Origin of the sequence: [Clostridium] ultunense DSM 10521 (assembly GCF_000511955.1) — a bacterium.
Taxonomy (GTDB): Bacteria; Bacillota; Clostridia; order Tissierellales; family Tepidimicrobiaceae; genus Schnuerera; species Schnuerera ultunensis.
This window is the reverse complement of the sequence record NZ_AZSU01000009.1, coordinates 73,141-87,587: the sequence shown is the minus strand read 5'-3', so window position 1 is coordinate 87,587 and position 14,447 is coordinate 73,141. Positions and strand designations below refer to the sequence as shown.

General features: G+C 34.1%; 13 protein-coding genes and 2 other annotated features. Of the genes, 10 read left to right on the top strand and 3 right to left on the bottom strand.

All coding sequences use genetic code 11. The annotated features are described in order from the left end of the window. On the top strand, positions 1-294 hold a 294-nt coding region (locus CUL_RS0115835; protein ID WP_025642696.1), incomplete at its 5' end, for a transposase. Between the two features lie 303 nt (positions 295-597). Here CUL_RS0115835 and CUL_RS0115830 read toward each other — a convergent pair. Genes CUL_RS0115830 through CUL_RS0115820 form a run of 3 tightly spaced genes read right to left on the bottom strand, consistent with a single transcriptional unit; the run spans position 598 to position 3,688 of the window. Continuing rightward, complete coding sequence (locus CUL_RS0115830; RefSeq protein ID WP_025642694.1) at positions 598-963, bottom strand: DUF1667 domain-containing protein; 366 nt, start codon at positions 961-963, stop codon at positions 598-600. A gap of 14 nt (positions 964-977) precedes the next feature. Then, complete coding sequence (locus CUL_RS0115825) at positions 978-2,237, bottom strand: NAD(P)/FAD-dependent oxidoreductase (RefSeq protein ID WP_025642692.1); 1,260 nt, start codon at positions 2,235-2,237, stop codon at positions 978-980. Between the two features lie 20 nt (positions 2,238-2,257). Next, positions 2,258-3,688 (bottom strand): NAD(P)/FAD-dependent oxidoreductase, encoded by a 1,431-nt coding sequence (locus CUL_RS0115820; protein ID WP_025642690.1) that lies wholly within the window; start codon positions 3,686-3,688, stop codon positions 2,258-2,260. A 466-nt stretch (positions 3,689-4,154) separates the two neighbouring features. Between CUL_RS0115820 and CUL_RS0115815 the strand changes: the two genes are divergently transcribed. From CUL_RS0115815 to CUL_RS17765, 9 genes are all read left to right on the top strand, one after another. After that, the gene (locus tag CUL_RS0115815) at positions 4,155-4,718 is read left to right on the top strand and encodes a glycerol-3-phosphate responsive antiterminator (RefSeq protein ID WP_025642688.1); all 564 of its coding nucleotides are present in this window, start codon (positions 4,155-4,157) and stop codon (positions 4,716-4,718) included. 96 nt (positions 4,719-4,814) lie between these two features. Further along, on the top strand, positions 4,815-5,534 hold the full coding sequence (locus CUL_RS0115810) for an MIP/aquaporin family protein (RefSeq protein WP_201767928.1): 720 nt from the start codon (positions 4,815-4,817) through the stop codon (positions 5,532-5,534). A 31-nt stretch (positions 5,535-5,565) separates the two neighbouring features. Beyond that, positions 5,566-7,065 (top strand): glycerol kinase GlpK, encoded by a 1,500-nt coding sequence (glpK, locus tag CUL_RS0115805; RefSeq protein ID WP_025642678.1) that lies wholly within the window; start codon positions 5,566-5,568, stop codon positions 7,063-7,065. 145 nt (positions 7,066-7,210) lie between these two features. Continuing rightward, on the top strand, positions 7,211-8,884 hold the full coding sequence (locus CUL_RS0115800; RefSeq protein WP_025642676.1) for a 2-oxoacid:acceptor oxidoreductase subunit alpha: 1,674 nt from the start codon (positions 7,211-7,213) through the stop codon (positions 8,882-8,884). A 73-nt stretch (positions 8,885-8,957) separates the two neighbouring features. Beyond that, positions 8,958-10,751 (top strand): thioredoxin domain-containing protein, encoded by a 1,794-nt coding sequence (locus CUL_RS17770; RefSeq protein ID WP_035143399.1) that lies wholly within the window; start codon positions 8,958-8,960, stop codon positions 10,749-10,751. 68 nt (positions 10,752-10,819) lie between these two features. Continuing rightward, positions 10,820-11,053 (top strand) — a binding site (T-box leader). Between the two features lie 113 nt (positions 11,054-11,166). Then, on the top strand, positions 11,167-12,084 hold the full coding sequence (cysK, locus tag CUL_RS0115790) for a cysteine synthase A (protein WP_025642674.1): 918 nt from the start codon (positions 11,167-11,169) through the stop codon (positions 12,082-12,084). A 4-nt stretch (positions 12,085-12,088) separates the two neighbouring features. Further along, the gene (gene epsC / locus CUL_RS0115785; protein WP_025642672.1) at positions 12,089-12,634 is read left to right on the top strand and encodes a serine O-acetyltransferase EpsC; all 546 of its coding nucleotides are present in this window, start codon (positions 12,089-12,091) and stop codon (positions 12,632-12,634) included. A gap of 53 nt (positions 12,635-12,687) precedes the next feature. Beyond that, positions 12,688-12,896: a binding site (T-box leader), on the top strand. 39 nt (positions 12,897-12,935) lie between these two features. Beyond that, the gene (trpS, locus tag CUL_RS0115780) at positions 12,936-13,928 is read left to right on the top strand and encodes a tryptophan--tRNA ligase (RefSeq protein WP_005584368.1); all 993 of its coding nucleotides are present in this window, start codon (positions 12,936-12,938) and stop codon (positions 13,926-13,928) included. Between the two features lie 91 nt (positions 13,929-14,019). Next, a partial coding sequence (locus CUL_RS17765) for an IS256 family transposase (protein WP_035143380.1) occupies positions 14,020-14,447 on the top strand: 428 nt, incomplete at its 3' end.

The window sequence follows — 14,447 nt, the reverse complement described above, 5'->3', positions numbered from 1 at the left end:
TATCCTAGTTGTGTATCAAGTTGGCGTAATAATTGGGCTGAATTATCAACATTTTTCAAATATCCACCAGAAATTAGAAAGTTAATGTACACAACAAATACTATAGAAAATTTTAATAGACAATTAAGAAAAGTAACAAAAAATAAGACAATATTTCCAACAGATTTTTCTTTAGAAAAGAGTCTCTATTTAGCAATGGTAAATGCTACATCCAAGTGGACATCAAGAATGAGAGGTTGGGATCAAATACTTGCTCAGTTAAATATTTTCTTTGAAGATATTTTGAGTAAATAGCAAAAATAAAATGTGGATTTGATGGATAATTGCTTTGCAATTACCCACAACCCCACATTTGCTACTACTATCTTTTTATCTCCCTCAATAAAGAAGCTGTAAAGCTTGACAGCTTAGTTTTATTGTGTAAAAATATACTAAACTTAGTAAGCTTAATTAACTTTCTTATTGAACCTAATAAATTAAGATTTTAATCTTAAAATAGATTTTAAAATTTGTCAAAATTCCTTAATCTGGAATGACGAAACACAAATTATTTCACACTACCATAAAAAATAAATTATTTTTGAGTGGCTCTTTATTTTAGCCTATGGATTTAGTAGCAATTAAATTGGCATTTGTATTACATATATTCTTTGCAATTATATCTCCTGCGTTAATAGGTGTTTCAATTTCTAAATACCTTATTTCATCCATGATTTGAAGCATCTTATTCTTGGGGATTCCCACATCAGTTCTTACGGGTAACATACTGTTGGAGAACCCTTTAATTCTTACTGTAGATGTAAGGACTCTAGTAGGGTTGGTCATTTCTTTTATAGCATATTGAAAACCTCTATTACATCTATTTCCACTAACCTTATATCCTTCTTTTGATGTAGGATCTTTTTCAATAATTAAATTACATCCAATGGGGCAAAGGATGCAAATTTTTTCTAACCTGCCCATATTAATCCCTCCAATCATTTAATATAAACTGAAACTTTGTTTCCAGTCATATTATTTAAATCCTCTTTTCTTAAGAGTATAGATTCCATTTCTGATGGGAATAATTGATTTCTCTTAAATTTTTTTATAACCTTTCCATTGGTTTCTACAATAATCTCTATGTTTTTATAGATATTATCTACTCTCATGAATAGGTTAATATTCTCATCTAAATTATCTATATCTAAATATTGGGGTAGAACATATCTTACTCCCTTTTCAGGATATAGGTGAACTATATTATCCTTAATCTTTTTCTTTTCACCAACTTCTTTAATATATTTAGCTGCCGATTCTCCAGCTTTATAAGATTCTTTAGTTACATTATCAACTAAATCATGAACATGGAGTACATTACCACATGCAAATATTCCTGCTACACTAGTTTCTAAAGTTTCATCTACTAGGGGACCAGAAGTAAGGGGATCCATTTTTACTCCTGCACTTTTAGATAATTCATTTTCAGGAATCAATCCAACGGAAAGGATTAAGGTATCGCATTCTATATGTTTTTCTGTTCCTTTTATTACATTTCTATCTTCATCTACTTTAGCTAATATTACACCTTCAATCCTGCTTCTACCTATAATATCTATTACCGTGTGTTCTAATAATAAAGGAATGTTAAAATCCTCCAGACATTGAGCAATATTCCGTTTTAGCCCATTAGGATAGGGCATTATTTCAGCTACAGCTTCTACTTTTGCTCCTTCTAAAGTAAGTCTTCTTGCCATGATTAACCCAATATCCCCAGAACCAAGAATTACAACCTTTTTTCCTACCATATATCCTTCTATATTGATAAATCTTTGGGCAGTCCCAGCAGTAAAAATTCCACTAGGTCTGGTACCTGGGATATTAATAGCTCCCCTTGGTCTTTCACGACAGCCCATGGCTAATATTATGGCTTTAGCTTGAATACTAAAAAAACCATCAGTAGAATTTACCACTGCCAATTCCTTTTTATCATTTATATCTAAAACAAAGGTATTTAGTTTATAATCTATGCCTAGTTCCTCTACTTTGTCCATAAATATCTTCGCATATTCAGGCCCTGTCAATTCCTTTTTAAAAATATGGAGTCCGAAACCATTATGAATACATTGGTTTAAAATTCCACCTAATTCATTATCCCTTTCTATAATTAGTATATCCATCACTCCTAATTCTTTAGCTCTAATTGCAGCAGCTAAACCAGCAGGTCCACCGCCTACTACAACTAAATCATAATTCAAATTTAACACCTCCAAAATGATTATTTGGTTTTACCTGTCAAAATATAAGAATCTAAACTATCCTTCACAATTTCTTCTATATCCTTACCTTGTTCTCTAGCCAATATTTCCATTACACGAGGCATACAAAATCCGCCTTGACATCTACCAGAGCCAGGTCTTGCTCTTCTCTTTACTCCATCAACAGTAGTAGCCCCTGCCTTCCTATGGATTGCATCTATAATTTCTCCTTCTGTTATGGTTTCGCATCTGCAAATTACTTTACCGTACCTAGGATCAATTTTTATCAATTCATTCTTTTCTTCATTTGATAGTTGGTTGAACCTAATTATCTTTTTTCTATTAGGATTATAGTTATCCTTTTTTACCAGACCATTATTAATCCCACCTACCATATTAACCACATATTCTGCAATAGCTGGTGAAGCTGATAGCCCAGGAGACTTTATACCTGCTACATTTATAAAACCTGGGGCATCCTCTGGTTCTCCTATTATAAAATCCCCGGTTTCTGGTTCTGCTCTAATTCCAGCAAAAGTGGTAATTACTTTGTCAAAGGGAATATTCGGGAGGGATTTACTAGCAACTTTGGCTACGAATTTTAATCTATGGCTATCGGTTTTAGTATCTTCTTTTTCTTCTATAATTTCACTATCTGGTCCTATTATTAAATTTCCATGAACAGTAGGGGTTACCACTATACCTTTGCCTTTTTCTGTTGGGCATTGGAATATTACGGTATTTACAATATTACCAACGGTTTTGTCCATTAAATAATATTGGCCTTTTTTAGGAATAATTCTAAACTTATTATGGGAAACCATATTATTCAACTTATCTGCATAGATTCCTGCACAATTTATTACTATTCTCCCTTCTGTTTTACCTTTATTAGTAAAAACATTGTATCCATTAGAGGTTTTATCAATATTCAATGCCTCTGTATTTAAGCTAAGTTCAACCCCGTTTTCTATAGCATTTTCTCCTAGTGCAATGGCCAATTCCCAAGGACCAATGATGCCAGCAGTTTTAGCATATAATGCACCTTGAACATTATGAGATATATTAGGTTCCATTTTTTCTACCTGGTCTCTATTCAGAATTTCCATTTTAGGAACTCCTGATTTTAAACCTCTATTATATAGAACCTTTAATGTTTTTAAATCAGTATCATCAAAAGCTAAAACCAAGGAGCCAATCCTTTTAAAGGGAACGCCTAATTCATCACATACCTGGTCAAACATAGGATTACCCCGTACGTTAAAATAAGCCATCTTGCTACCGTTAGGAGCATCAAATCCAGCGTGTATTATAGCTGTATTTGCTTTAGTAGCACCGTTGGATATATCGTTTTCCTTGTCCATTAACAATATGTCTAATTCATATTTGGACAATTCTCTAGCAATAAAATTGCCTATAATCCCTGCACCAATTATGATTACATCATACATGGAAAAACCCTCCTTTTTTGGATAAATACAAAAAAACCACACTTTGCTCTTTAAGAGCAAAAAGTGTGGTTCTCCATTCTCAACCATAATATTTAATTTTTATCTTATAATTATTATATTATTCTATTGGTAAATTGTAAAGCAAAAAAATAATATTTCTAAATATTCATAAAAAGAGGACCTTTTTCATAATATTATATAAATAAAACCTATTCTGATATGATAAATATGTATAAAATTAAATATTTGGTGGAGATAAAGAGAACCGCAATATTTAACCTACTGAATAATAGGCTAGATAGTTGCGGCTTTTATTTAGAAGAAATATTTTCGGTAGACAGTATAGAGACAGAAGTACAAGCATATATCTAGTAATAGTGCAGGAATAATTAGAATAGAAAAGAAACTTTTGATACACAAAAATTCCGATGGAATAGATGATTCCTATATAAAAAGGGGGAGAGTCATGAAAGTTTTTTTCAATACTGCAAATCAGAATCCAATTATAGCTGCCCTTAACCATGTAGATAAATTAGACAAGGTTATCCAATCGCCATGTAAAATAGTGTTTTTATTAACAGGAGATATACTCAATCTGGGATTTATAGTAGATAGCTTAAAGAAGAAGGATAAACTAGTATATATTCACATAGATTTAATAGACGGATTTTCTAAAGATGATATAGCTGTAAAATTCATATATGAACATATAGGTCTAGATGGCATAATCACAACTAAAGCTAATTTAATAAAAGCAGCAAAGGAATTGCATATATTCACTATACAAAGATTGTTCATATTAGATTCTCTAGCATTAGATTCTGGCATTAATTCAATAAAAAACACAAAGCCAAATGCTGTTGAAATACTTCCAGGAATCATGCCTAAAATAGTGAAAAATGTAATTGCAGAAACTCGTATACCGGTAATAACCGGAGGACTTATTAAAGAAAAGGAAGATGTGATTTTAAGCCTTAAAGCAGGAGCTATAGCCATATCTACTAGTAATGAAGAAGTGTGGTATATGTAGTAACAACGATATAGGAGGTGAGAAGAAAAAGTTATTCATTTTATTGGATTTTAAGATTATTAGAAAATTTAAAAAGGGGGAGAAGATGTGTCGAATATGGGTATGTATTTTGGTGAGTTTTTTGGTACAATGTTGTTAATCCTTCTTGGTGATGGAGTAGTGGCAAACGTTGTTCTAAAGGATTCTAAAGGCAATAACTCAGGGTGGATAGTAATTTCCACAGCTTGGGGATTAGCAGTTGCAATGGCAGCATATACTACTGGCTGGGTTAGTGGTGCCCATCTTAATCCAGCATTGACTTTAGGATTTGCTGCCATTGGAAATATATCCTGGTCTTTGGTGCCTGGGTATATTGTGGCCCAAATGTTAGGGGCAATGGTTGGTGCTATTTTAGTATACTTAACTTATAAAGATCATTTTGCAGCTACAGAAGATGCAGATGTCAAATTAGGAGTATTTTGTACAGCTCCGGCAATAAGAAATACTGTATCCAATATGATTACTGAAATTATAGGAACTGCTATGTTGGTTATTGGAATCTTAGGCATTAATCATGGTAATAACGGGGTAGGTGCCCTATCTGCCTTATTAGCAGGTTTTCTAGTATGGAGTATAGGATTAAGTTTAGGAGGTCCTACAGGTTATGCTATAAATCCTGCCAGGGATTTAGGACCGAGAATAGCCCATGCTATATTGCCAATACCGGGAAAGAGAGATTCAGATTGGGGCTACGCCTGGATACCAATAGTAGGACCAATAATTGGTGGAGTATTAGGTGCTTTCGTATATCAGCTATTTACAAATTTATGGGTATAACTATAGAATAAAATAAAAGGGGGAAGAAGCATTGGCTAAAAAATATGTAATGGCTTTAGATCAGGGTACAACAAGTTCTAGAGCTATAATCTTTAATCATGAAGGGGAAATAATTCAAGTAGCACAAAAGGAATTTACTCAACATTATCCAAAACCAGGTTGGGTAGAACATGACCCTATGGAAATATGGGGCACCCAGTCTGGAGTCCTTAGAGAAGTGCTAGAAACAGCAGGAATTAGACCAGATGAAATAGCAGCTATAGGGATAACAAATCAAAGGGAAACTACTGTGGTATGGGATAAGAATACAGGAAAACCCATATATAATGCTATAGTTTGGCAATGTAGAAGGACAGCAAATATCTGTGATGAATTGAAAGCAAAAGGCTTGGAAGAGTATGTAAGAGAAAATACTGGACTGGTAATAGATGCATACTTTTCAGGAACTAAAATTAAATGGATACTAGATAATGTAGAGGGAGCTAGGGAAAAAGCTGAAAAGGGTGAATTATTATTTGGTAATATTGATACTTGGTTAATTTGGAATTTAACAAGAGGCAAGGTACATGTTACGGATTATAGCAATGCCTCTAGAACTATGATATACAATATTAAGGAATTAAAATGGGATGAAAAGATGTTAGAAGAATTAGGTATACCAGCTGCTATGTTACCAGAAGTTCGACCTTCTAGTGAAATATATGGTGTTACAGATCCACAAACCCTTGGTGGTGCCAAAATTCCAATTTCAGGTATAGCGGGAGACCAACAGGCAGCCTTATTTGGGCAAGCTTGTTTTCAACCGGGAATGGCTAAAAATACATATGGCACTGGATGTTTTATGTTGATGAATACTGGTGAAGAAGCAGTAACTTCAAAAAATGGACTTTTGACCACTATTGCCTGGGGAGTAGATGGCAAGGTAGAATATGCTCTAGAGGGTAGTATCTTTGTAGCTGGGGCTGTAATCCAATGGTTAAGAGATGAACTACATTTAATAACCCATGCAAAGGATAGTGAATATTTTGCATCCCAAGAAAAAGATAATAATGGAGTATATCTAGTCCCTGCCTTTGTGGGATTGGGAGCTCCTTATTGGGATATGTATGCAAGGGGAACTATAGTAGGTTTAACAAGGGGAGCAAATAAAAATCATATAATAAGGGCTGCTTTAGAGTCTATTGCATATCAAACAAGGGATGTATTGGAAGCTATGCAGGAAGATTCAGGTATAGACCTACAGGATTTAAGGGTAGATGGAGGAGCAGTGGCAAATAATTTCCTAATGCAATTTCAATCGGATATATTAGGGGTTCCTGTCCATAGACCAGAGATAATAGAAACTACCGCATTAGGTGCAGCCTATTTAGCAGGGCTAGCCGTTGGCTTCTGGAGTGATAAAGAAGAGATAACAAAACGGTGGAGTGTAGATAGAGTCTTTGAAACTGAAATGGAAGATGAAGAAAAAGAGAGATTATATAAAGGGTGGAAAAAAGCCGTAGAAAGATCTCATAAATGGGAAGAAGAATAGAAGATTAGATGGCCTAGGCCATCTAATTTTTTATGCTAGTATTGCTTCTAAGTCTTTAGTAGTTCTTTGTGATAATGGGATTATTTAGGGTATAACATAGTATAGTGAAATAAGGTCAACAATATAAGGGACGGGAGGTTTTAAATTGGACTATACTATTTTAGTAGGTGGTGCAGCTGGTCAAGGTATAGATACCTTTGCTCATCTTTTAGAGAAAACTTTAAAACGTTGCGGATATTATGTGTTCACCTATAGAGACTATATGTCTAGGGTTAGAGGTGGACATAATTACATTCAAATTAGGTTTTCGGATAAAGAGATTTTTACACATTCTGAAAAAATAGATCTAGTATTTGCCTTAAATGAAGAAACTATAGAAATCCATAGTTCCAGATTAAAACCCAAGGGAATTTTAATCTGTGATGAAGGGATAGGTAAAGGGGAAAAGATAGTACATATACCCATAAAGAGAATACTAAAGGAAATTAAAAATCCTAGAGTCTATAATACCATAGGATTAGGTGCTATAATCAAGTACTTTGGATTGCCCCTTAATATTCCAGAAGGGTTGATCAAGAGTCAATTCCAAGAAAAAATAGCCCCAGCCAATATATCTGCTTTAAGGGCAGGATATGAGGCAATGGAGAAGGGATATAAATTAGAATTATTGGAAGATGATAATATAATAATCAATGGAAATGAAGCCTTAGCCTTAGGAGCCCTAGGGGCAGGATGTAAATTTTACTGTGGATACCCTATGACTCCATCTACCAGTATATTATCCTACTTATCCAAGAAATCAGAAGAAATGGGAATTATGGTAGAGCAGATAGAAGATGAAGTAGCTGCTCTAAATATGGCCTTAGGAGCTTCCTATGGAGGAGTAAGATCCATGACAGGTTCTTCTGGAGGAGGGATAGCCTTAATGATAGAATCCCTAAGCCTAGCAGGCATTGTAGAATTACCTATAGTATTGGTAAATGCCCAAAGGTCAGGTCCAGCCACAGGTATGGCTACTAGGACTGAGCAATCAGACCTTAGATTTATGATCCATGCAGGCCATGGGGAATTTCCTAGGATGGTTATAGCCTTAAGAAACCCAGAAGATGCATTTTATCAAACGACTAGGGCCTTTAATATAGCTGATAAATATAGAATTCCCGTAATTCTTCTAACGGATTTGTATTTAGCAGACTATACTCAAACTATAAAACCCTTTGATTTTAGTAAGATTAAAATAGATAGGTATATTTCTAAGAAAGAAGAGCTAATAGATGAAGAGTATAAACCCTATAAACTTACTAAAGATGGCATATCTCCAAGGATAATTCCAGGGAAAATACCAGGTCAGGTAGTCCTAGTAGATAGCCATGAACACGATGAATTTGGGCATATTACAGAAGACCCAATTATCAGGACTAAAATGGTAGATAAAAGGATGGAAAAATTCCAAGGTTTAAGAGAAGAGGTGGAGGAACCTTGGCTAATTGGAGACGAAAGGCCAGAGAATTTAATAGTCTGCTGGGGCTCTACCTATGGTGCAGTTCAGGAAACAGTTGATAGACTTAGGGGAGAAGAAGTATCTATTGGGGCTTTAGTATTTGGAGATATATGGCCGTTCCCTAAAGAGAGGTTATTAGATTTAGGAAAAACTGCCAGTAGGATAATAGATATAGAACAAAATGCTACCGGTCAATTGGATAGTTTAATAAGGGAAGAAACCCCTTATGAATCTAGCCACAAAATTTTAAAATATGATGGAAGACCTTTCAGCGGCTATGAACTCTATAAAAGGATTAAAGGGGAAGTATTAAAATAGATATTAGTTTTGGAATATAGCCAAATTCTATGGGTAGAATATACATAACAATATTTAGAAAGGGTTTGGTTAAATGAATGAAATGGATAACAGAAATTCAAATAAATTAATATATGAAAAATCCCCTTATTTACTTCAACATGCCTATAACCCAATAAATTGGCAATCCTGGGGAGAAGAGGCTTTTCAGAAGGCTAAGAAAGAGGATAAACCTATATTTTTATCCATAGGATATTCTACCTGTAGATGGTGTCATAATATGAATAGGGAATCCTTTCAGGATGAGGAAGTAGCCAATATATTAAATGAGCACTTTGTTCCAATTAAGGTAGATAGAGAAGAAAGGCCAGATATAGACAAGGTTTATATAACTTTTGCAGAAGCCTTAACTGGAACAGCTGGGTGGCCTCTTACTCTATTATTAACTCCAGATGGTAAGCCTTTTTTTGCTGGAACCTATTTCCCTAAAAGATCAAAAAGAGGACTTACTGGGCTAATAGAATTATTAACTAAGGTTAAGGAAACTTGGAAGGAAAGAAAAGAGGATATAATTGAAGAAAGCCATTATATATTAAAAGAAGTAGATTCAAGATACAATAGCTATTCTAAAGGAAATATTGATAAAGATATATTGAAAATGACAAAGGAAGAGTTAGAAGAAACCTATGACGAAGCTAATGGAGGATTTTCCTATAGGCCTAAATTTCCATTACCTCAGTATATACTTTTTTTACTAGAATACGGATATAATATGGATGATGAAAAGGCAATAAATATGGCTGAAACAACTCTAGACAATATGTATAAAGGGGGTATATTCGATCATATAGGATTTGGGTTTTATAGGTACTCAGTAGATGAAAAATGGTTAGTTCCTCATTTTGAGAAGATGTTATACGATAATGCTTTACTGGCTATTACTTATATTAAAGCCTATGAAATGACTAAAAAACTTCATTATAAAGAAATTGGAGAGAAGATATTCGAATTTCTATTAAGGGATATGGTATCAGAGGAAGGTGGCTTTTACTCCGCCTTAGACGCAGAAACAGAAGGAGAAGAGGGGAAATACTATGTATTTGAATACGATGAAATAATAGATCTTTTAGGAGAAGAGTTTGGAGAATTTTATACCAATTATTATGATATAACGGAAGAGGGAAATTTTGAAGGAAAGAGTATCCCCAATCTAATTGGAAAGGACTTAGATTCTATAAAGGAATTAGATATGAATAAATTGGATAGTATGAGGGATATGATTCTATCCTATAGGGATAAAAGGGTTAAACCCCATAGAGATGAGAAGATTCTAACATCCTGGAATGGGTTAGCCATAGCTGCTTTAGCCTATGGAGGGAAAGTGGTAAAGAAAGACCTATTTATAAAAAGGGCAAAAGAGGCGGCAGATTTTATAATATCTAATTCTATAGATGAAAAAGGCTATCTATTGTCTACCAACATAGACGGAGAAAGCTATAACTATGGATTCTTAGAAGATTATGCTTTTTTCATATATGGACTTTTGACCCTTTATCAGGCAACTGAAGATAAGACCTATTTGGAAATAAGCAAAAAATTAAAGGATGATATGGTAAGGTTGTTCTGGGACGAAGAGGATGGAGGATTTTATTATTACAGTCATATTTCAGAACAGTTAATCCTAAGACCAAAGGATTTTTATGATGGGGCAATCCCTTCAGGTAATTCTTTTGCAGCCTTAAGCCTTCAAAAATTATCTAATATAATAAAAGATGAAGAAATATATGATAAATTGAATCAAGTATTTTATACAATAGGAGATAGTATAAACAAGAACCCAACGGCTTATATATATTCCATATTAGCCTTTACATCTTTTTCCTTATAAAGACAAAAATATATTTACTATTAGGAACAATTATGCTATACTGTAATATAATATTTTATAAAGTAAATTTAAAAACTATGACTTGGTAAAGTAGAGTATATATAGTATTACAGAGAGGATTCCAGCTGGTGGAAGGAATCTATACTAGTGTATTCGAAGTGCACCAAGGAGTTTTTAGTCGAAACTTCAGTAGACTTAAACGGTAGTTCCCGTTATAGAACTAGAGTATGTTAGTACTCGAATAGAGATGGGATCATGTCCCAAACAGAGTGGAACCGCGAAAGTAACCTTTTGCCTCTGTATATTTATTTATACAAGAGGTAAAAGGTTTTTTTATTGCTATCCCCAGGGTAAACTAAGGATATATATTCAAAGGAATACTTTTAATAAAAAATTATTTTTGGGAGGAGATAAAATGGAATTTAATAATATCTATAAAACCATAGGAAGAACGCCTTTAGTAAAATTAAATAATATGATAACAGAAGATATGGCAGATATTTGGGTGAAAGTAGAATTTTTCAATCCAGGTGGTAGTGTTAAGGATAGACCAGCTTTATACATGATTAAAGATGCAGAAGATAAGGGGATATTAAAAAAAGGCAGCACCATTATAGAACCTACCAGTGGCAATACTGGAATTGCCCTTGCCATGATAGGGGCAGCAAGGGGCTATAAGGTGATAATAGTAATGCCTGATACTATGAGTATTGAGAGAAGAAAACTTATGGAAGCTTATGGAGCAGAATTAATCCTTACAGAAGGGAAATATGGGATGGCAGGTTCAGTAGAATTAGCTAAAGAACTGGCTAATAAGGAAGGATATTTTATGCCAGACCAATTTGGGAACATGAATAATGTAAAAGCCCATTATGAAACCACTGGTGTAGAGATATTAGAAGACATAAAAGGGGAAGTGGCTGCCTTTGTAGCTGGAGTGGGAACAGGAGGAACTATAACTGGGATAGGTAAAAGGTTAAAGGAAAATAATCCGAATACATTAATCGTTGCAGTAGAACCTAGTAAATCCCCAATTTTATCTGGCGGCAATCCAAGTGGCCATGGAATCCAAGGAATAGGGGCTAATTTTATACCTGTGATATTGGATAGAAATATAATTGATGAAATAATAAAAGTAGACGATGAAGACGCCTTTGCAAAAGCTAGGGAAATTGGAGTAGAAGAAGGAATATTTTGTGGTATATCTTCAGGAGCTAACATCTATGCTGCAATTGCTTTAGCTAAAAGATTAGGAAAAGGTAAAAAAGTAGTAACAGTCTTACCTGATACAGGAGAAAGGTATCTTTCCACAGTATTGTTTAATGGAGAGTGATATAATGATTAAGTTTATCATAGAAGAAGCAAGGAATATAATGGAAAAGGATCCGGCTACTAAAAGTATGATTGAGGCCATTCTTTGCTATCCAAGTTTGAAAGCAATAATCTATCATAAATTAGCCCATAGGCTTTATAAGAAAAAAAGATATGTTTTGGCTAGAATTATATCCCAAAGAGCAAGGAGGATTACTGGTATAGAAATCCATCCTGGAGCAAAGATAGGAAAAAATCTATTCATAGATCATGGCATGGGGGTGGTAATAGGGGAAACAGCAGAAGTAGGGGATAATGTAACTATGTATCATGGAGTAACCCTTGGGGGAATTGGGGGAGAACCAGGTACTAAGCGCCATCCTACCGTAGAAGATAATGTAATGATAGGGTCAGGAGCTAAAATACTAGGACCAATAACCATAGGAAGAGGGGCAAAAATAGGAGCCAATGCAGTAGTTTTAAAAGATGTGCCCCCATATACTACTGTAGTGGGCATTCCTGGGAAAGTGGTAAAAAACAATAGGGATGATTATTTAATGTATGTAATCTAATTATTTTAGTTTACATTTTTACAAAAATGTGTATAATGTAAATAACAGATGAATATGAAACTATGATCAAGAGTAGTAGATATAATAAAGATCCTAAGCGAGTCAGGGATGGTGGGAGCCTGATGATACTATTATATCCAATGGACTTGAGAGTTAATATCTGAAATTATAGTAGGATATTAGGACTAATCCCCCTTACGGATTAAAGTGGGCTATAAGCCAATTAGAGTGGTACCACGGAAGCAACCCTTTCGTCTCTTTTATAGAGATGGAGGGGATTTTTTATTTAGGAGGAATGAATATGGAGAAAAAAGTTGTATTCAGCGGTGTCCAACCCTCAGGAGGACTTACCATAGGAAACTATATAGGAGCTATAAAAAACTGGATATCATTACAAGATGAATATGATTGCTATTATTCCATAGTGGATTTACATGCTATAACAGTACCTCAAGTACCAAAGGATTTAAGGAAGAACACTTTAGAGGTATTGGCCATATATTTAGCCTGTGGACTTGATTCAGAAAAGTCTACTATATTCATCCAATCCCATGTACCTGCCCATGCAGAATTGACTTGGGTACTAAATACTATTTCCTATATGGGACAATTAAGCAGGATGACCCAGTTCAAAGAAAAATCTAAAAAGTCGGAGGAAAATTTAAATGCAGGCCTATTCACCTATCCGGTATTAATGGCAGCAGATATATTATTGTACCAGACAGAACTTGTGCCGGTAGGAGAGGATCAAAAACAGCATTTAGAATTAGCCAGAGACTTGGCAGAAAGGTTTAACAATAAATATAGTCCTACCTTCCAAGTACCAGAACCTTTGATAAAAAAGGAAGGGGCAAGGATTATGAGCCTTCAAAACCCAGAAAGCAAAATGTCCAAATCCGATGAAAATGAAAATGGTTATATACTTATATTAGACAAACCAGAGGCTATAAGAAGAAAAATCAAAAGGGCAGTAACAGATTCCATAGGAGAAGTAAAATATAATGATGAACAATTAGGAATCAAGAATCTAATTAATATTTACAGCGTTTTTTCAGGGGACACTATTGAAGAAATAGTGAATAGATATGAGGGCATTGGATACGGTAAGTTTAAGGAAGATTTAGCTGAAGTAGTCGTAGAGGGATTAAGACCAATACAAGAAAGATATAATGAACTAATAAACGATAAAGACTATTTAGAAAAGGTATATAGAGAAGGAGCAGAAAAAGCTAGTTATATAGCAAATAAAACTTTAAGAAGAGTTTATAGGAAAGTAGGATTTATACAGAGATAGGTAGTGTAAAATAATTTGTGCTTTTAGGAAATAAAATTCTCTTTTCTGGCAAGAATCTAAATAAGACCAAAACTAGAAAGGAGAATTTTTTATGGCAACTTTACCAAAGGAAGTTTTAAGAAATATGATAGTAGATGGAGATTTAAAAACAGTAAATGATCTCCACACATATCTTAAAGAAATGTTTAAAGATGCACTACAAGAGATGTTAGAGGCAGAATTAGAGGTAGAATTAGGATATGTAAAAGGAGATAAAAAGAACAAAAATACAGATAATCGTAGAAATGGTACTACGAAAAAGACTGTAAGCACTCGTTTTGGAGAAATTGAGTTAGATATACCAAGAGATAGAAATGGCGAATTTGAACCAGTAGTAGTTCCAAAACATACAAGGGATATATCAGGTATAGAAGAACAAATAATATCCCTTTATGCAAGAGGAATGTCAACTAGGGATATTCATGACCAGGTAAAGGATCTCTATGGAATTGAAGTATCAGCAGATATGGTTAGCAAAAT

Excerpts from the sequence above, each read along its gene's own strand:
- epsC (WP_025642672.1), top strand. The coding sequence starts at position 12,089 with ATGATTAAGTTTATCATAGAAGAAGCAAGGAATATAATGGAAAAGGAT.
- CUL_RS17770 (WP_035143399.1), top strand. The coding sequence starts at position 8,958 with ATGAATGAAATGGATAACAGAAATTCAAATAAATTAATATATGAAAAA.
- CUL_RS0115820 (WP_025642690.1), bottom strand. The coding sequence starts at position 3,688 with ATGTATGATGTAATCATAATTGGTGCAGGGATTATAGGCAATTTTATT.
- cysK (WP_025642674.1), top strand. The coding sequence starts at position 11,167 with ATGGAATTTAATAATATCTATAAAACCATAGGAAGAACGCCTTTAGTA.
- CUL_RS0115830 (WP_025642694.1), bottom strand. The coding sequence starts at position 963 with ATGGGCAGGTTAGAAAAAATTTGCATCCTTTGCCCCATTGGATGTAAT.
- CUL_RS0115815 (WP_025642688.1), top strand. The coding sequence starts at position 4,155 with ATGAAAGTTTTTTTCAATACTGCAAATCAGAATCCAATTATAGCTGCC.
- CUL_RS0115810 (WP_201767928.1), top strand. The coding sequence starts at position 4,815 with ATGGGTATGTATTTTGGTGAGTTTTTTGGTACAATGTTGTTAATCCTT.
- trpS (WP_005584368.1), top strand. The coding sequence starts at position 12,936 with ATGGAGAAAAAAGTTGTATTCAGCGGTGTCCAACCCTCAGGAGGACTT.